At 71.5% G+C, this 17,041-nt stretch carries 17 protein-coding genes; 11 read left to right on the top strand and 6 right to left on the bottom strand.

Annotated features, from left to right (window positions below):
• From QH270_RS13230 to QH270_RS13210, 5 genes are all read left to right on the top strand, one after another.
• Positions 1-959, top strand: a 959-nt coding sequence (locus tag QH270_RS13230; protein WP_280341502.1) for a 2-dehydropantoate 2-reductase, incomplete at its 5' end; no start/stop codon positions are given.
• Between the two features lie 92 nt (positions 960-1,051).
• Positions 1,052-1,315 carry a Sec-independent protein translocase subunit TatA gene (tatA, locus tag QH270_RS13225; protein WP_280341500.1) on the top strand — a complete coding sequence of 88 codons (264 nt, stop codon included), beginning with the start codon at positions 1,052-1,054 and terminating at the stop codon, positions 1,313-1,315.
• A 98-nt stretch (positions 1,316-1,413) separates the two neighbouring features.
• Complete coding sequence (gene tatC, locus QH270_RS13220; protein ID WP_280341497.1) at positions 1,414-2,367, top strand: twin-arginine translocase subunit TatC; 954 nt, start codon at positions 1,414-1,416, stop codon at positions 2,365-2,367.
• 3 nt (positions 2,368-2,370) lie between these two features.
• A complete protein-coding gene (locus tag QH270_RS13215) occupies positions 2,371-5,067 on the top strand; it encodes a DEAD/DEAH box helicase (protein ID WP_280341494.1) in 2,697 nt (898 codons plus the stop codon).
• Positions 5,068-5,186: 119 nt separating this feature from the next.
• On the top strand, positions 5,187-5,909 hold the full coding sequence (locus QH270_RS13210; RefSeq protein ID WP_280341491.1) for a DUF4333 domain-containing protein: 723 nt from the start codon (positions 5,187-5,189) through the stop codon (positions 5,907-5,909).
• A 56-nt stretch (positions 5,910-5,965) separates the two neighbouring features.
• Here the strand turns inward: QH270_RS13210 and QH270_RS13205 are convergent, their stop codons facing one another.
• Complete coding sequence (locus QH270_RS13205; protein ID WP_280341488.1) at positions 5,966-6,940, bottom strand: 5'-3' exonuclease; 975 nt, start codon at positions 6,938-6,940, stop codon at positions 5,966-5,968.
• A gap of 131 nt (positions 6,941-7,071) precedes the next feature.
• Between QH270_RS13205 and QH270_RS13200 the strand changes: the two genes are divergently transcribed.
• Positions 7,072-8,199, top strand: coding sequence for a M24 family metallopeptidase (locus tag QH270_RS13200; protein ID WP_280341485.1), 1,128 nt, complete (start codon positions 7,072-7,074; stop codon positions 8,197-8,199).
• 31 nt (positions 8,200-8,230) lie between these two features.
• Here the strand turns inward: QH270_RS13200 and QH270_RS13195 are convergent, their stop codons facing one another.
• Positions 8,231-8,629, bottom strand: a complete 399-nt coding sequence (locus QH270_RS13195) for a PPOX class F420-dependent oxidoreductase (RefSeq protein ID WP_280341482.1) — start codon at positions 8,627-8,629, stop codon at positions 8,231-8,233.
• Between the two features lie 303 nt (positions 8,630-8,932).
• Between QH270_RS13195 and QH270_RS13190 the strand changes: the two genes are divergently transcribed.
• The 4 genes from QH270_RS13190 (at position 8,933) to QH270_RS13175 (ending at position 12,542) form a co-directional block, all read left to right on the top strand.
• Positions 8,933-9,685 (top strand): SDR family NAD(P)-dependent oxidoreductase, encoded by a 753-nt coding sequence (locus QH270_RS13190; protein WP_280341480.1) that lies wholly within the window; start codon positions 8,933-8,935, stop codon positions 9,683-9,685.
• 95 nt (positions 9,686-9,780) lie between these two features.
• Positions 9,781-11,025, top strand: coding sequence for a precorrin-6y C5,15-methyltransferase (decarboxylating) subunit CbiE (gene cbiE, locus QH270_RS13185; RefSeq protein ID WP_280341508.1), 1,245 nt, complete (start codon positions 9,781-9,783; stop codon positions 11,023-11,025).
• 171 nt (positions 11,026-11,196) lie between these two features.
• Entirely contained in the window at positions 11,197-11,793 is a 597-nt protein-coding gene (locus QH270_RS13180; protein ID WP_280341477.1) for a hypothetical protein, read from the top strand.
• Positions 11,790-12,542, top strand: a complete 753-nt coding sequence (locus QH270_RS13175) for a cobalt-precorrin-6A reductase (RefSeq protein ID WP_280341506.1) — start codon at positions 11,790-11,792, stop codon at positions 12,540-12,542. The genes QH270_RS13180 and QH270_RS13175 overlap by 4 nt, the downstream gene beginning before the upstream one ends.
• 15 nt (positions 12,543-12,557) lie before the next feature.
• Here the strand turns inward: QH270_RS13175 and QH270_RS13170 are convergent, their stop codons facing one another.
• The 4 genes from QH270_RS13170 to QH270_RS13155 form a co-directional block, all read right to left on the bottom strand.
• Positions 12,558-13,100, bottom strand: coding sequence for a PadR family transcriptional regulator (locus QH270_RS13170; RefSeq protein ID WP_280341475.1), 543 nt, complete (start codon positions 13,098-13,100; stop codon positions 12,558-12,560).
• A gap of 90 nt (positions 13,101-13,190) precedes the next feature.
• Positions 13,191-14,903 carry a precorrin-3B C(17)-methyltransferase gene (gene cobJ / locus QH270_RS13165; RefSeq protein WP_280341472.1) on the bottom strand — a complete coding sequence of 571 codons (1,713 nt, stop codon included), beginning with the start codon at positions 14,901-14,903 and terminating at the stop codon, positions 13,191-13,193.
• Positions 14,900-15,535 carry a precorrin-8X methylmutase gene (locus QH270_RS13160; protein ID WP_280341470.1) on the bottom strand — a complete coding sequence of 212 codons (636 nt, stop codon included), beginning with the start codon at positions 15,533-15,535 and terminating at the stop codon, positions 14,900-14,902. Before QH270_RS13160 ends, cobJ begins: the two co-directional genes overlap by 4 nt.
• A gap of 49 nt (positions 15,536-15,584) precedes the next feature.
• Positions 15,585-16,022 (bottom strand): Lrp/AsnC family transcriptional regulator, encoded by a 438-nt coding sequence (locus tag QH270_RS13155; RefSeq protein ID WP_280341467.1) that lies wholly within the window; start codon positions 16,020-16,022, stop codon positions 15,585-15,587.
• Between the two features lie 137 nt (positions 16,023-16,159).
• Here QH270_RS13155 and ddaH point away from each other — a divergent pair, with 137 nt between their 5' ends.
• On the top strand, positions 16,160-17,041 hold the full coding sequence (gene ddaH, locus QH270_RS13150; protein WP_280341465.1) for a dimethylargininase: 882 nt from the start codon (positions 16,160-16,162) through the stop codon (positions 17,039-17,041).

Raw genomic sequence — 17,041 nt, 5'->3', positions numbered from 1 at the left:
CGGGCATGGACGTCATCTTCGTCGGGCGTCAGCGGATCCTCGACGACATCGCCGAGCACGGGCTGCGGCTCACCGACCTCGACGGCGGCGCGACCGAGGTGCCGCCCGACCGGTTCGGGCTGGCGCTCGAGCCGGACGAACCCGAGCTGGCCGACCTCGTGCTGGTCACCGTGAAGTCCGCGGCCACCGCCGCCGCGGTCCGGTCCGTCGCGGGCAGGCTACGCCCGGGCACACCGGTGGTGAGCCTGCAGAACGGCATCGGCAACGACACCCTGATCCGGGAGATCCTGCCCACCAGCATCGTGCTGGCCGGCATGGTCATGTTCAACGTCGTGCACAACGGCAGCGGCCGGTTCCACCGGGCCAGCGACGGTGTGGTGGCGGTGCAGGACGATCCGGTGGTCGACCGGTTCGCCGAGCGCTTCCGCGCCGCCGGGCTCCCGCTGCGCAGGCACCGTGACCTGCGCCCGGTGCAGTGGGCCAAGCTGCTGCTCAACCTGAACAATCCCATCAACGCGCTGTCGGGGCGCCCGCTGCGCGAGGAACTCGCCGAGCGCGACTACCGCCGCTGCCTCGCGCTGGCCCAGGGCGAGGCGCTCGCGGTGATGAACACTGCGCGAATTCGGCCCGCCCAGCTGACGCCGGTGCCCCCCGAACTGATGGTGCACCTGTTGCGGGTACCCGACCCGATCTTCCGCCGCGTCTTCGGCAAAGTCCTGGCGATCGACCCCCTGGCGCGCTCGTCCATGGCCGACGACCTCGCCCTCGGACGCCGGACCGAAATCGCGTGGTTGTGCGGCGAAATCGTGCGTCTGGGCGAGATGGTCGGGCACCCGACACCGGTCAATCGCCGGCTCACCGAGCTGATCCGCGAGGCGGAAGCCGGGGACGCGCGCCGCTTCACCGGCAGCAGGCTGCTCGCCGAACTCACCGCGGCGGCCGCCACCGTCGGCGGTTGAACGAGTGGCGAACACCGCCTCGGGCGACGGCCCGTGACGCGCGGCGGGCAGGTAGCATCGGTAATCACCACGGTCTTTGGAGGTATCTGAAAATGGGCGCTTTCAGCTGGACGCACCTGCTGATCATCGCTGTGCTGTTCGTCCTGCTCTTCGGCGCGAAGCGGCTGCCGGACGCGGCGCGCGGTCTCGGCCGGTCGCTGCGGATCTTCAAGAGCGAGGTCGGGCAGATGCAGTCGGAGTCGGCCGCACCGGCCGCCCAGCCCGCCGCACCGGCCCCGCCGCAGCAGCTGTCCGCCTCGGCTCCGCAGACGCAGGCGCCGATCGTCGACCAGCAGCAGGGCCAGAAGTCGGTCTGACCCCGGTGTGCACCCCGGAGCGCGGACGAGGAGCTCCGGGGCTGAGTGCTGTTTCGTCGAGCATCCGCCGGACCGAGGGTTAGAGGCCACCACCCACCATGCGTATTCCGTTCGATCCACGGCGCAGCAAGCGCAGGACGAATCCCGACGGCACGATGTCGTTGGTCGAGCACCTGCAGGAACTGCGCACCCGGCTGTTGCTCGCGTTGGCCGCCATCGCGGTCACCACGCTGATCGGCTTCTTCTGGTACGCGCATTCGTTCCTCGGCCTCGAGAGCCTCGGCGAGATCCTGCGCGGCCCCTACTGCGCGCTGCCGGAATCGGCCCGCGCCAGCCTGAGCCCCGACGGCGCCTGCCGCCTGCTGGCGACCGCCCCGTTCGAGCAGTTCATGCTGCGCCTGAAGGTCGGCTTCACGGCGGGCGTGGTGATGGCCGCGCCGTTCTGGCTCTATCAGCTGTGGGCGTTCATCACCCCGGGCCTCTACGCCAAGGAACGCCGGTACGCGGTCGGGTTCGTCACCGCGGGTAGCGTGCTCTTCGTCGCCGGCGCGGTGCTCGCCTACGTGGTGGTCTCGCACGCGCTGTCGTTCCTGCTGACCATCGGTGACAACGTCCAGATCACCGCGCTGAGCGGCTCCCAGTACTTCGGCTTCATCATCCAGCTGCTGATCATCTTCGGCGTCAGCTTCGAGACGCCGCTGGTGATCATCGGGCTGAATCTGGTGGGCGTGCTGCCCTACGAGAAGCTCAAGGCGTGGCGGCGCGGGCTGATCTTCGGCCTGTTCGTCTTCGCGGCCGTCGTGACACCGCAGGACCCGTTCTCGATGCTCGCGCTCGCCGTCGCGCTCACCGTGCTGTTCGAACTCGCGGTGCAGTTCGCCCGGTTCAACGACGCGCGCCGGGCCCGGCGCGCGGCCGCCGCGGGCTGGGGCCCGCGCTCCGATGAAGAGGCCTCGCCGCTGGAGACGCCGGACCCGGTGGCTCCCGCCGACCCGGTCGCGCCCCCGGAGAAAACCACCCGCCCGGTGTCGGACTACTCCGATACCCTCTGACGGGTGACCGATTCTCCCGCGCGGGCCAACGAGTTGGCGCAGTTCGCCAGCGAAATCTCCTTCGAACTCGACCCCTTCCAGCGGACCGCCTGCGCGGCCCTGGAGGACGGGCACAGCGTGCTCGTGTGCGCGCCCACCGGCGCGGGAAAGACGATCGTCGGCGAGTTCGCGGTGCACATGGCGCTGGCTTCGGGTGGCAAGTGCTTCTACACCACGCCGATCAAGGCGCTGTCGAATCAGAAGTTCGCCGACCTGACCGCGCGCTACGGCCGCCACAGCGTCGGGCTGCTCACCGGAGATCAGTCGATCAACCCCGGCGCGCCCGTGGTCGTGATGACCACCGAGGTGCTGCGCAACATGCTCTACGCGTCCTCGGACGCGCTGCGTGGTCTGTCCTATGTCGTGATGGACGAGGTGCACTACCTGGCCGACCGGTTCCGCGGCGCGGTGTGGGAAGAGGTCATCCTGCACCTGTCCCCGGACGTGCGGCTGGTGAGCCTGTCGGCGACGGTGTCCAACGCCGAGGAGTTCGGCGCGTGGATGGAGACCGTGCGCGGCGACACCGCGGTCGTCGTCGACGAGACCAGGCCGGTGCCGCTGTGGCAGCACGTGATGGTCGGTAAGCGGATGTTCGACCTGTTCGACACGAAATCCAGCGATCAGAAGGTCCTCGTCGACGAGGACCTGGTGCGGTTCATCCGCCAGCGCGAGGCCGCCGACCGGATGCAGAGCTACGGCGGTCCGCGCGGTCGTGGCGGTCGCGGCAACTTCCGGCCGCTGCCGCGTCCCGAGGTGCTGGCCCGCCTCGACGAAGAAGGGCTGCTGCCCGCGATCACGTTCATCTTCAGCCGCGCCGGCTGCGACGGCGCGCTGGCCCAGTGCCTGCGCGCCCGGCTCGACCTGAGCAGGCCGGGTGAGGCGGAGCGGATCGACGAGATCATCGAGAAGCACACCGGCGACCTGCCCAAAGGCGATCTCGAGGTCCTCGGCTACTGGGAGTGGCGCGAGGCACTGCACCGCGGCCTGGCCGCGCATCACGCGGGCATGCTGCCCGCGTTCCGGCACACCGTCGAGGAACTGTTCGTCCAGGGACTGGTGCGCGCGGTGTTCGCCACCGAGACCCTGGCGCTCGGCATCAACATGCCCGCGCGGACCGTGGTGCTCGAACGCCTGGTCAAGTTCAACGGCGAATCGCACGCCGAACTCACGCCGGGGGAGTACACCCAGCTCACCGGCCGCGCGGGCCGGCGCGGCATCGATGTCGAGGGCCACGCCGTGGTGCTGTGGCAGCCCGAGGTCGACACCAGCGCCGTCGCCGGCCTGGCCTCCACCAGGACCTATCCGCTGCGCAGTTCCTTCCGGCCCGGCTACAACATGTCGATCAATCTCATCGACCGGTTGGGCGCGGAGGAGGCGCGCGGCCTGCTCGAGCGGTCCTTCGCGCAGTTCCAGGCCGACCGTTCGGTCGTCGGGCTGGTCCGCGGTATCGAACGCAACCAGGGCGCGCTGCGCAAACTGGAGAGTCAGCTCGGCGGTGTCGACGGCGGCTTCATGGAGTACCTCTCGCTGCGCGACCGGATCAAGCAGCGCGAACGCGAACTCCAGCAGCAGGGCCGCGCCGACCGGCGCGGCGCCGCGGTCAAGGCGTTGATCGGGCTGCGCCGTGGTGACGTGGTGGCCATCCCGTCGGGCCGCCGCGCGGGCCTGGCCGTCATCCTGGAACCCGATCAGACGCCCGGTGATCCGCGTCCGCTGGTGCTCACCGAGGACCACTGGGCGGGCCGGATCTCCGCGGCCGACTTCCCGGTGCCCGCCGAGGCGCTCGGGCACATGCGGCTGCCGCGCCGCGTCGACCACCGCACCGCGCGCATCCGCCGCGACCTGGCCTCGGCCCTGCGCAGCACCGGGATCTCCGCGCCGGGCAGGCGCAGGCGCAACGACCACACCCGTGCGGGCGAGGACCGGGAACTGTCGACGCTGCGGCGCAGCCTGCGCTCGCATCCGGCGCACAGCCGCCCCGACCGCGAGCAGATGAGCCGCACCGGGGAGCGCTACGCGCGGCTCGCCCGCGAGACCGAGTCGATGCGCCAGAAGGTTGCCGCGACGACGAATTCGCTGGCGCGCACCTTCGACCGGATCGTCGGCCTGCTCGAGGAGCGCGGCTTCGTCGAGCGCGGTGAGGTCACCGCCGACGGGCGCCGGCTGGCCCGGATCTACGCCGAGAGCGATCTGGTCGTCGCCGAGGCACTGCGCCAGGGGCTCTGGCGCGGACTCGGCCCGGCCGAGCTCGCGGCCGTGGTGTCCACGCTGGTGTACGAATCCCGCTCCGAAGGCGGGTTCCTCACCGCGTCCGGGCCCACCGAGCCGATCCGGCGGGCGGTCGGCGCCACCATCGAGATGTGGTCGCAGCTGCGCGCCGACGAGGCGCGGCACAAGCTGCCGCCGACGCGCGAACCCGACCTCGGCTTCGTCACCGGCGTCTACAAGTGGGCCAGGGGCGACGCATTGGCCGAGGCGTTGCTGGCCAGTGGCGATCAGGGCACGCCGCTGTCGGCGGGCGATTTCGTGCGCTGGTGCCGACAGGTCATCGACCTGCTCGACCAGATCCACAACACCGCCGACGACACCGAGATCGCGGGCACCGCGGCCAAGGCTGTGCGCGCGGTGCGGCGGGGTGTCGTCGCAGTGGACGCCGCGTAGTGGATTCGTCTGTGATTTGATTTCCTGGCGTACCGACCGTGATGGCGGAGTCGTGCGAAAGCGGCTGGCCTGGCGCGGGGGGCTACCGTATGTACAACGATGCGAGTGGAGGCGAGTGGATGAGCGGCCCGTACGGACCGAACGGCCCAGGGGAGGGAAGCAACGATCCCACCCAGCACTGGGGAGGTCAGCAGGGGGCCGGCGGCGCCGGACCCACGCAGCACTGGGGAGGTGCGGCGCAACCGCCGCAGGACCCGCAACAGGCACAACCCACCCAGCACTGGGGTGGCCAGCAGCCGCAGCAGCCATGGGGACAGCAGCCGCAGCAGCCCGCCCAGCAGCCGCAGTGGGGTCAGCAGCCGCAGCAGCCGACCGGACCGCAGCAGCAGTGGGGTCAGACCCAGCCGCCGCCGCAGGACTGGAACGCGCAGGCGGCAGGCGCCCAGCAGTGGGGCCAGCAGCCGCAGCAGCAGTGGGGTCAGCAGCCGCAGCAGCAGTGGGGACAGCAGCCGCAGCAGGCGCCCGGTGGCAAGAAGGGCAAGGGGCTGGTGATCGGCCTCGTCGTGGCCGGTGTGCTGGTGCTCGCCGCCGTGATCGGTCTGCTGCTCGTCGTGTTCTCCTCCGACGAACTCGACAACACCGCGGTCCAGGACGGTGTCTCGCGGGTCCTGAAGGACTCCTACGGCATCGCCGACGTCTCCGACGTGTCGTGCCCGTCGGGTCAGAAGGTCGAGGTCGACGCGACCTTCACCTGCGACCTGAAGGTCAGCGGTGAGGCCAAGAAGGTCAGCATCAAGATCACCAAGGACGACGGCACCTACGAGGTCGGTCGCCCGAACTAGGCTGGGGCCGTAGACGTTCCGGGCCGCTCGCGTACGCGCGGGCGGCCCGGCGTCGTTCAGGCCCGGTGCACCGCGGTGAGCGCGGTGACCAGGCGGGTGATCGGGCTCTCCGCGTTGTAGGCGGTGGCCAGCGCGAGCAGCCGATCCGGGTCGGCCGGGGTGCTCGGCAGGGTGTCGGGACCGGACAGGATCACCTCGGCGTCGCGCACCACCTGGACTACCGGCGCCGCGGCCTTCAGATAGTCCTGTGCCGCCACGAGTTTCGCGCGCAGGCCCTTGGCGAGATCGGCCTCCGGGTCGTCGACGGCCGTCATCAGCGCGTCGAGGGAACCGAACTTCGAGATGAGTTGGGCTGCCGACTTGTCCCCGATGCCCGCGACCCCGGGCAGCCCGTCGGAGGCGTCGCCGCGCAGGGTCGCCATGTCGGCGTAGGCGGGACCGGCGTTCTGCTGCGGCACACCGTATTTCGCCGAGACCTCGGCGGGCCCGAACAATTCGGCCTTGGCCAGCCCGCGGCCCGCGTAGAGCACGCGCACGGGCGGGGCCGGGTCGTCGCGCACCAGCTGCAGCAGGTCGCGGTCGCCGCTGACCACGACCACCGGATCGCGCCGTTCCCGGCTGGCGAGGGTGCCGAGCACGTCGTCGGCCTCGAGCCCCTCGGCGCCGCCGGTCGCGATGCCGGCCGCCGCGAGGACCTCGATGATCATCTCGACCTGCGGGGTGAGCGTGTCGGGCACCTCCTCGGCGCCGGGGGCGGCATCGACGCCGGTGTCGAGCCGGTGGGCTTTGTAGGAGGGCACCAGCGCCACCCGGAACGGCGGTCGCCAGTCCAGGTCGAGCCCGACCACGAGCCTGCTCGGGCGGTGCTTGGTGATCAGCGAGGCCACCATGTCGGTGAAGCCGCGCAGTGCGTTCACCGAGCGCCCGTCGGCCGCCCTGAGCTTGTCGGGGATCGCGTAGTAGGCGCGGAACCAGAGGCTGGCGCCGTCGAGGATCAGCAGGGGGCCACGGGCGTTCTCGTCAACGGTCACGGGCTCGATTGTGCCCCGAACCACCGACGCCGCGCCCGAGGGCCGCGGCGGCGCATCCCGATGTCGCGGAAGGCCACGATCGGGCAACCGATCCTGCGCGGGCCGTGTCCGGCCGGGTAACGTCGGATCCTATGAGCGCGCACACGGATGCCAGGTTCGCGGCGGAGGTCTACGGTCAGCGGCTGGAGCGGGCGGTCGAGTTGATGCGCGCGGCGCATCTGGACGCCCTGCTCATCACGCCCGGTCCCGATCTGCGGTACCTGATCGGCTCGGCGGCGGAATCCTTCGAGCGGCTGACCTGCCTGGTGATTCCCGCCGACGGGGCGACACCCTCGGTCGTGATCCCGAAACTCGAACTGGCCGCGCTGGAGGGCTCGGCCGCGGGCGAACTCGGCCTGCAGATCCTGGACTGGGTCGACGGCGTCGACCCGTACCAGCTGGTGCGCTCGACGCTGCACGCCGGTTCCCGGATCGCCGTCGCCGACGCGATGCCCGCCCTGCACCTGATCCCGCTCGCGGAATCGACCACCGGACTGCCCGCCTCGGCGACGCCGGTGCTGCGCCAGTCGCGAATGATCAAGGACGAGGCCGAGATCGACGCCCTACGCCGGGCGGGTGCGGCGATCGATCGTGTGCACGCGCGGATGGGCGAATTCCTGCGCCCCGGCCGCACCGAGGCCGAGGTGGCCGCCGACATCACCGCCGCGATCGTGGAGGAGGGCCACACCGAGGCGGCCTTCGTCATCGTCGGCAGCGGACCGCACGGCGCCGATCCGCACCACGCCGTGTCCGACCGGGTCGTCGAGGCGGGTGACGTGGTCGTCATCGACATCGGCGGCCCCGTCGAACCCGGCTACTTCTCCGACTCCACCCGCACCTACGTGCTCGGCGCGCCGAGCAAGCAGGTGGCCGAGCAGATGGCGCTGCTGGAGGCGGCCCAGGCCGCCGCTGTCGCCGCCGTGCGCCCCGGGGTGACCGCGGAGTCCATCGACGCCGCCGCGCGCACCCTGCTGGCCGAGGCGGGACTCGGCGACGCCTTCGTGCACCGCACCGGCCACGGCATCGGCCTGTCGGTGCACGAGGAGCCCTACATCGTCGCGGGCAACGACCTCGTGCTCGAGCCCGGCATGGCGTTCAGCATCGAACCGGGCATCTACTTCCGGGGGAAGTGGGGCGCGCGCATCGAGGACATCGTCGTGGTCACCGCGGACGGCGTGGAGTCGATGAACAAGCGCCCGCACGGCCTCACGCAGCTGTAAGCCGTTCGCGTACGTGTGATCCTGGCCCGCTCTACTTCAGCGTGCTCGACGACAGGACCCGGCGCACCTGGATCGCGACGACGACCCGCGTCGGGTTCTCGCGCGGCACCCGGTAGCGCTCGGTGTAGCGGCGGACGGCTTCGGCGACGTCGTCGCTGTCGGCGAGCACGGTCGCGGGCCCCTCGAGAGTGAGCCAGCGCGCGCCGTCCACCTGGCTCACCGAGGCGTATCCGCCCCGCGCGGCATTGCGCGCCTTCACCGACGCGCCGTCGGTGATCACCCGCGCGATCCCGGCCTCGGGATCCCACGTGAAGCCGACCGCCACCACATGCGGCGTCCCGTCGGCACGCAGGGTCGTGAGGGTGGCCAGATGCCGCTCGGTGACGAAGTCGAGCGCGGCGGGGGACAGCGAGACGGTGGTGGTCGGCATACGTCGACGGTAGCCGCCGTGCCGACGGCCACCGCGGTCCAGGTCGCCTACCCGCCGATCGGATCATCGGTGCACCCGCGGTCGGCGTCGGGCACCGGACGACCGCCGCGCTGGGGTCGAGCCGGATGTTTCGGGCTCGGCCCGCACAGCGATGGCTTTTGGAATCCGCGCCCCGGCCACCCGCACGTCACGCGTTGAGTGCCCGCGCCACCAGATGACCCGGCGGTGGCCCGGTGCCCATCGGCTCGGGTTCGACGCTGGGGACGGCGATCTCGGGTGGGCCCGAGGTGACAGACTGGGCGCATGGGTACGCAGACGAGTGAGGGGCCGGTACTGGTCCTGGGTGGGCGCAGTGAGATCGGCCTGGAGGTGGCGCGCAGGCTGGCGCCCGGAAGGATCGTGATCCTGGCCGCCCGGCGCGCCGGCGCGCTGGACGCCGAGCTCGAGCAGGTGCGCGCCGCCGGGGCGAGTGCCGTCCACGCCGTGGAATTCGATGCCGACGACACCGCGACCCACGCGCCGCTGCTGGAGAAGCTCGCCGCCGAGCACGGGGGCATCGGGACCGCTGTGCTGGCGTTCGGCGTGCTCGGCGACCAGGACCGCGCCGAGAGCGACCCGGCGCACGCGGTCGCCGTCGTGCACACCGACTACGTCGCCCAGGTCAGCGTCCTGACGACACTGGCCACATTGCTGCGCGCGCAGGGATCCGGCCAGATCGTGGTGTTCGGCTCCATCGCGGGCGTGCGGGTCCGGCGGGCCAACTACGTCTACGGTTCCGCGAAGGCCGGTCTGCACGGCTTCGCCGCCGGACTCGGTGACGCCCTGCACGGCACCGGCGTCCAACTGCTCCTGGTCCGCCCCGGCTTCGTGATCGGCCGGATGACCACCGGCATGGACCCGGCCCCCATGTCCAGCACGCCCGGCCAGGTCGCCGACGCTGTCGTCCGCGCCCTCGGCAAGGGCGCCACCCGCGTCGCGGTGCCCGGCCGCCTGAACGTGGCCTTCTTCGTGATGCGCCTGATCCCGCAATTCGTCTGGCGTCGGATGCCACGGTGATCGCACCGCACACGGCCCCTGCAGCCGGGGCGTCGAACACGGCCCGCGCAGCCGGTGCGACGGCCGAGCACGGCGCGATACCTGCCGCCACGGCGGTGGCGGGTGCCGAGGAGTCCGTTTGGACCGGCGCGCCGATCGTCGTGCTCGGTATCGGCGCGGACGGCTGGGATGGGCTCGGCGCGGCAGGCCGCGCGGCGATCGGGGAGTGCGAGGTCGTCTTCGGATCGCCACGGCAGCTGGACCTGCTGCCGCCGAGCGCGGCCGAACGGGTGACCTGGCCGAGTCCGCTGCTGCCCGCGCTGCCCGCGTTGTTCACGCGGCATGCCGAGCGCAGGATCGGCGTCCTCGCCAGCGGTGACCCCATGTTCTACGGCATCGGCGCGACCCTGGCCGTCCGGTTCGGCGCCGAGGCGCTGCGCGTGTTCCCGCAACCGTCGTCGGCCTCGCTGGCCTGTGCGCGGCTGGGCTGGCCGCTGGCCGAGATCCCGGTCGTGAGCGTGGTTGCCCGGCCATTGCCCACGGTCCTGCCCGAGCTGGCCGACGGCCGCCGGGTGCTCGTGCTCAGCGAGGACGAGCGGACCCCAGGCCTGCTGGCCACACTGCTGCGTGACCACGGTTTCGGCGCTTCCACGCTGACCGTCCTGGAACAGCTCGGCGGCCCGGCCGAACACCGGCTGACCGGCACCGCCGCGGCCTGGTCACATCCGGCGGGCGATCCACTCAACGTCGTCGCGATCGCGTGCGCGGCCGACCCCGACGGGCGCCGCGACACCCGTCTGCCCGGTCTGGCCGACACCGCCTTCACCGGTGATGGTCAGCTGACCAAATCCGAGGTCCGCGCCCTCACCGTCACCGCGCTGGCCCCGGCGCCGGGCGAACTGCTCTGGGACGTCGGCGGCGGCTCGGGCAGTATCGCCATCGAATGGTGCCGCACGCATCCACGCTGCCGTGCCGTCACGTTCGAACGCCTGCCCGCGCGCCGCGACCAGATCGCCGCCAACGCCGCCGCACTCGGCGTCCCAGGAATAACGATCCGCGGTGAAGTGCGCTCGGAGTTTGCCGAGCGAGAATTCGCCGCACCGGACGCGATATTTCTCGGTGGCGGACTCACCCAGGACGGCGTCTTCGACGAGTGCTGGCGGCGACTGCGCTCCGGCGGGCGGCTGGTGGCCAACGCCGTCACCGCCGAATCGGAAGCGCGGCTGCTGGACTGGGCCGCCCGGCACGGCGGCACGCTGCGGAAATTCCAGATCTACCGGGGTGAACCGCTCGGCGGTTTCACCGCATGGCGGCCGCACCTGCCGGTCGCGCAATGGATCGTCCGAAAACCCGCTGGTTGACCCACGCCGATCACGGAAAGATCACGCGCAAATCACGACAAATCCGTACGCGCGGGACGGGCGATTTCGCGATCGTTACGAACCGAACGTGTAAAACGAGTGACTCGGGGGTATGGTCGGGGCCGTTCCGGGTGATCCCCCCGGTTCGATGTATCCATGATGGGGAGTTACATGAAGTTCTCGAAGTTCACCGCCCCCGCGTTGCTGGCCATCGCCGCGACCGGTATCGCCGCCGCCCCGGTGGCCGCGGATCCCGCCGCTCCCGCTCCGGCGGTCGCGGGTCAGGACGTGCCCGCGGTGCAGGGCGCCGACCGTGGCGTGACCTACCTCGCGCAGATCGCCGACGCGGGCAAGTCCGTGGTGACCTCGGTCACCGGCGGTCGCTTCGCGCTCGCCGCCGACCATAAGTCGGTGACCCTGACCAACGAGGCGGGCGCCGTCGTCGCCCAGGTGCCGCTGTCGGGCACGGTGAACGGGGCCCCCACCGAGATCGCGGCCGCCGTCGAGGCCGACGGCTCGCGCCTGACCCTCACGCCGAAGACGGTCGCCGCCGCCGAGGCGATCAGCTCGCAGCAGTGGTTCATGGCCGAGCTGCAGCGAGCCTCCACCGGCGCGCTCGTCGGCGCGATCATCGGCGCCCTGCTCGGCGCGATCGGCATCGTCACCATCATTCCCGGCGCCATCATCGGCGGCGTGATCGGTCTGCTCATCGCCGGTGGCCCGTCGCTGATCGACGCGGGTACGGCCTATTTCAGCGGGCAGCCCTGAGAGTCCTGATCCTCGGCGGCACGGGTGAGGCCAGGGAGCTGGCCCGGATCGCGTCGGGCGAGCGCGGACTCGACATCGTGTCCTCGCTCGCCGGACGGGTCGCGCATCCGCGGCTGCCTGTCGGTCCGGTCCGCATAGGCGGGTTCGGTGGTGTCGAGGGCCTCCGAACCTGGCTGCGCGAGAACGCGATCGATGCCGTCGTGGATGCCACCCACCCCTTCGCGGCGCAGGTCAGCGCCCACGCGGCCACCGCGGCGGCCGATCTCGGCATCCCCGCGGTCCATCTGCGGCGCCCGGAATGGGTCCAGCGCCCCGGCGACCTGTGGACGCGGGTGCCCGACCTGGCCGCGGCCGCCGAGGCGCTCGCCGCGCACGACGAACAGGTCCTGCTGACCATCGGGCGTCAGGGCGTCGGCGTGTTCGCCGGCTGCGACCGGCACCGTTTCGTCATCCGCGCCATCGACGCGCCCACCGCGCCACTGCCGTCGCGGTACGAACTACTGCTCGCCCGTGGGCCGTTCACCTTCGACGACGAGCTGGTGCTGATGTCGCGGCACCGCATCGACGTGCTCGTCACCAAGAACAGCGGCGGCGAGCAGACCGAGGCCAAGATCTTCGCCGCCCGCACCGCCGGGCTCCCGGTCGTCATGATCGACCGGCCACCGCTGCCGGTCGACGCGGTCGCGGTCGAGGAGGTCGACGCGGCCCTGGCGTGGCTGCACGACGCCGCGGCGCACCGCGTGCGCTGACCCGCCCGGCACCGGTCAGCCCGGGCGCGGACCCGCGAAGATGCGCGGAAGCTGGTCGAACCAGTCCAGCACCGCGCGTTCGTAGGCGATGCCGAATTCGAGTGTGGCGCGCTGATTGGGCGCGAGCGCGGTCGGGTCCTCGTCGAGATAGCGGTCGAGCCGGTCCTGATGGATGTTCCGGTTGGCGGCGATGATCCGGTCGCGGTGCGCCGGCTCGAGATGCTCCCCGAACGACAGGGTGAGCAGCAGCGGGACCCGGATGGTCTCGGCGCCAGGATCGCGGGCGATCCATTCGGCGAACGCGTCGCGGCCGGTGTCGGTGATCCGGTAGGGCGTGCGTTCCCTGGCGCCGCGCTCGCCCTTGGTCACCAGTCCCGCCGTGTCCATGGCGGACAGTTCGCGGTACACCTGGCTCTGGGTGATGGTCCAGAAGTCGCCGATGCGCTGCTGGGCCTGGGTCGCCAGGTCCCAGCCCGACATCGGACCCTCGTGCAGGAACCCCAGTAGCGAGGCCGCGGTGGAGTTCAGCGGGCGGCGTCGAGTCACGGTGTCGGTCAACGGTCAACTCCCTTCGAACTACATTCCTAAGTGGAATGTTACGCCCGGGGCTCGCCCGCGACCAGAACCGCCGCCCTCGCGGCGTGTTCGCTAGTCGGTGCCGTAGCGGCGGGCGGTGTACACCCGGGTGCCTTCGGGGGTGTCGAACGCGGTGGTGGTGGAGGCGCCGATGATCAGCAACGTCCGCATGTCGACCTGCTCGGGATCCAGTTCGCCGAGTGTGGTGACCCGGACCGTCTCGGTGGGCCCACCGACATCGCGTCCGAGCACCACCGGAGTCTCCGGATCGCGGTGCTCGAGCAGGACCTCCCGCATGGCGCCCACCTGCCAGCGGCGCTGGGAGGAGGCCGGGTTGTAGATCGCGATCGCCATGTCGGCGGCGGCGACGGCCGACAGCCGCCGCGCCACCACATCCCACGGCTTGAGCCGATCCGAGAGCGAGATCATCGCGTAGTCGTGGCCCAGCGGCGCGCCCACCCGGCTGGCGACGGCGTTGGCGGCGGTGAGCCCGGGCAGCACCCGCACCGGCACATCTTTGAACTGGGGTTCGGCCGAGACCTCCAGCACCGCGGCGGCCATGGCGAACACGCCGGGATCGCCGGAGGAGATCACCGCGACCCTGGCCCCGCGCCTGGCCAGGTCCAGCGCCATCGCGGCCCGCTCGGATTCGACCTTGTTGTCGCTGGCGTGCCTGCGCTGGCCCGGGCGCTCGGGCACCCGGTCGATGTAGGTGGTGTAGCCGACCAGATCGGTCGCCTCGGCCAGCGCCGCGGTGACCTGGGGCGTGGTCCAGTCGGTGTCGCCGGGGCCGAGCCCGACGACGACGACCTCGCCGCCAGGGGGCCTCGTGCGCCCAGGCGACGCCGGGCCCGACGGTGCCGAGCCCTCGATCGAATCGCCGGGGGCGTCCGGGGCATCGGATGTTCCGGGTTCGACCCTGCCTACCGGTGACGGGAGTCGGCCGCTCGGCTGCGCGGCGACGGTCTCGGTGGGCGATGCGGCGATGCCGGGCGCGGCGTCGCTCTCGGTCCGGCGACCGGTGCCGCGTTCGCCCGTGGTGACGATCGCGGTGGTCGGGGCCGGGCCGGGCACGATGGTGATGGCGAAGTAGGGCACGTCGGCGTCGTCGACCTCGGCGGCGGTCAGCACCCGCTGCCTGGTGCTGCTCGCGCGCTCCACGTAGTAGGCGTCGGCGAGCCGACCGGAGTCCGAGAGTGCCTGGCGCACACCGGGATAGGTGCGCCCCAGTTTCATGATCGCGGCGGCGTCGGTGCCGCGCAGCCGCTCGGTGAGCTGCTCGACCGGCATGGTGCCCGGCAGCACCGTCAGCACCTGCTCGCCCTCGACGAGTGGGGTTCCCAGCGCCGCCGAGGCCGCGCTCACCGACGTGATGCCGGGAACGATCTCGGCCTCGAACCGATCGGCCAGGCGCCGGTGCATGTGCATGTAGGAGCTGTAGAACAGCGGGTCACCGGCGGCGAGCAGCGCGACGCTGCGCCCGGCCGCGAGATGGGTGGCCAGGCGGGCGGCGGCCTGTTCGTAGAACTCGTCGATCGCGCCCTGGTACCCGCCGGGGTGATCGGTCGTCTCGGTGGTGACCGGGTAGACCAGGTGCTCCTCGATCTGGCCTTCCCGCAGGTACGGCGCCGCGATGCCGCGCGAGATGCTGCGGCCGTGCCGGGCGCTGTGGAAGGCGACCACGTCGGCGGCGGTGATGAGCCGGGCCGCCTTCACCGTCACCAGTTCCGGGTCGCCGGGGCCGAGGCCGATGCCCCACAGTTTGCCGGTGCTGATCTCGCTCACTCCTGTTCACTCGCGATCGCGTTGAGCGCCGACGCGGTGATCGCGCTGCCGCCGCGCCTGCCGCGCACGGTGAGGAATTCGACCCCACCGAAGTCGATCAGCGCCTGCTTGGACTCGGCGGCGCCGATGAAGCCGACCGGGATGCCGATGATCGCGGCCGGTCGCGGCGCGCCCGCGTCGAGCATGTCGAGCAGATGAAACAGCGCGGTCGGGGCGTTGCCGATGGCGACGACGGCGCCGTCGAGCTGGTCGCGCAGCAATTCCAGCGCCGCCACCGACCGGGTGTTGCCCATCCGCGCGGCCAGTTCGGGGACCCGCGGGTCGGCCAGGTTGCACAGCACCGCGTTGTCGGCGGGCAGGCGCTTGCGGGTGACGCCCGAGGCGACCATGTTCGCGTCGCACAGAATCGGCTTGCCTGCGTGCAGCGCGGCGCGCGCGGCGGCGACCACACCGGGGGAGTAGGCGATGTCGCCGGCCAGGTCGACCTGCCCGCAGCCGTGGATCATCCGGACGGCCACGCGCTCGACATCGGCGGGGAAACCGGCGAGATCGGCTTCGGCGCGGATCGTCGCGAAGGAGCGCCGATAGATCTCGGCCCCGTCGGTGAGGTAGCTGGTACGCACGTCGGACATGCGGTCAACCCTAGAACCTGTCCTCGACGTGGCCTCCGTCGCGGGTCGCTCAGGTGCGTGGGCGCTCGAGGATGCGCGACATCACCAGCGAACTGCGGGTGCGGCCCACCCGCGCGTTCTCCCTGATCCGCTCGACGGTGACCTCGATCTCGGCCATGTCGGTGGCCATCACGTGGACCAGCGCGTCGGCCTCGCCCGCGATCGTCCACACGCCCACGATCTGGGGAATCGGCTCGAGCGTGCGGCGCAGTTCGGCGGGGGAGATGTTGTCGCGGTAGTACACCTCCACATAGGCCTCGGTGGTCCAGCCCAGCGCCGCGGGGTTGACCTGGGCGGTGAAGCCGGTGATCTGCCCGCTGGCCACCATCTTGTCGACGCGTCGCTTCACCGCGGGCGCCGACAGCCCGACCACGGCGCCGATCTCCTGAAACGAGGCCCGCGCGTGGGTGAGCAGTTCGGCCAGGATGCGTCGATCGATGTCGTCCATGCCACTCCCGTCGCCCGTCGCACGCAATGATTCGCCATTGTCGCATCGATATGCGCAACAGATCGGTGTTCCTGGTGCAATGGACAGGCATTTACCGTCGTAGGGACACGTTTCTCGCGCAGCCACCGGGAGCCCTGATGACCGCCGCAGCCCCTCTTCGTGCCACCTCTCCGCTCGCGGCCCCGGCGCCCGCGCGGGCCGCGACCCCGCGTCGCTATGTGATGTGCAGGCCCGACCATTTCGAGGTCGCCTACGCGATCAATCCGTGGATGGATCCCGCCGCGCCGGTCGACCGGGCGCGGGCGCTGGCCCAGTGGGAGATCCTGCGCGCGGTGCTCGAGGAACACGGCCACACGGTGGAGACGGTGCCCGGTGAACCCGGCCTGCCCGACATGGTGTTCGCCGCGAACAGCGGCATCGTGATCGGCGGGCACGCGCTCTCGGCACGGTTCGCCCATCCCGAACGCGCCGCCGAGGGACCCGCCTTTCATCGCTGGTTCGCGGCCAGGGAACTGCGGTCGCTGGCCGCGGCGCGCGAAACCAATGAGGGGGAGGGCGATTTCACCTTCGCCGGGCAGCGCATCCTGGCCGGCGTCGGCTTCCGGTGCTCGCTGTCGGCGCACGCCGAGGTCGAGCGGTACTTCGAGCTGCCGGTGGTGTCGCTGGAACTGGTCGACCCGCGCTTCTACCACCTCGACACCGCGCTCATGGTGCTCGACGACGCCACCATCGCCTACTACCCGCCCGCGTTCAGCCCCGCCGCCCGCGACGTGCTGGCGAGCCTGTACCCGGACGCGATCCTCGCCACGGAGAACGACGCGCTCGCGTTCGGCCTCAACGGCGTCAGCGACGGCCATCACGTCTTCCTCGATCCCGGCGCGACCGGGCTGATCGAGGCACTGCGCGCCCGTGGCTTCGCGCCGGTCCCGGTGGACATGTCCGAGCTGCGCAAGGGCGGCGGCGGTGTGAAGTGCTGTGTGCTGGAACTGCACCACCGCCGCGATGCGAGCACCGTGTAG

It is taken from the genome of Nocardia neocaledoniensis (genome assembly GCF_029868625.1).
Taxonomy (GTDB): domain Bacteria; phylum Actinomycetota; class Actinomycetes; order Mycobacteriales; family Mycobacteriaceae; genus Nocardia; species Nocardia neocaledoniensis_A.
Note: the sequence above shows the minus strand (reverse complement) of the source record. Positions and strands in the feature narration are given on the sequence as shown.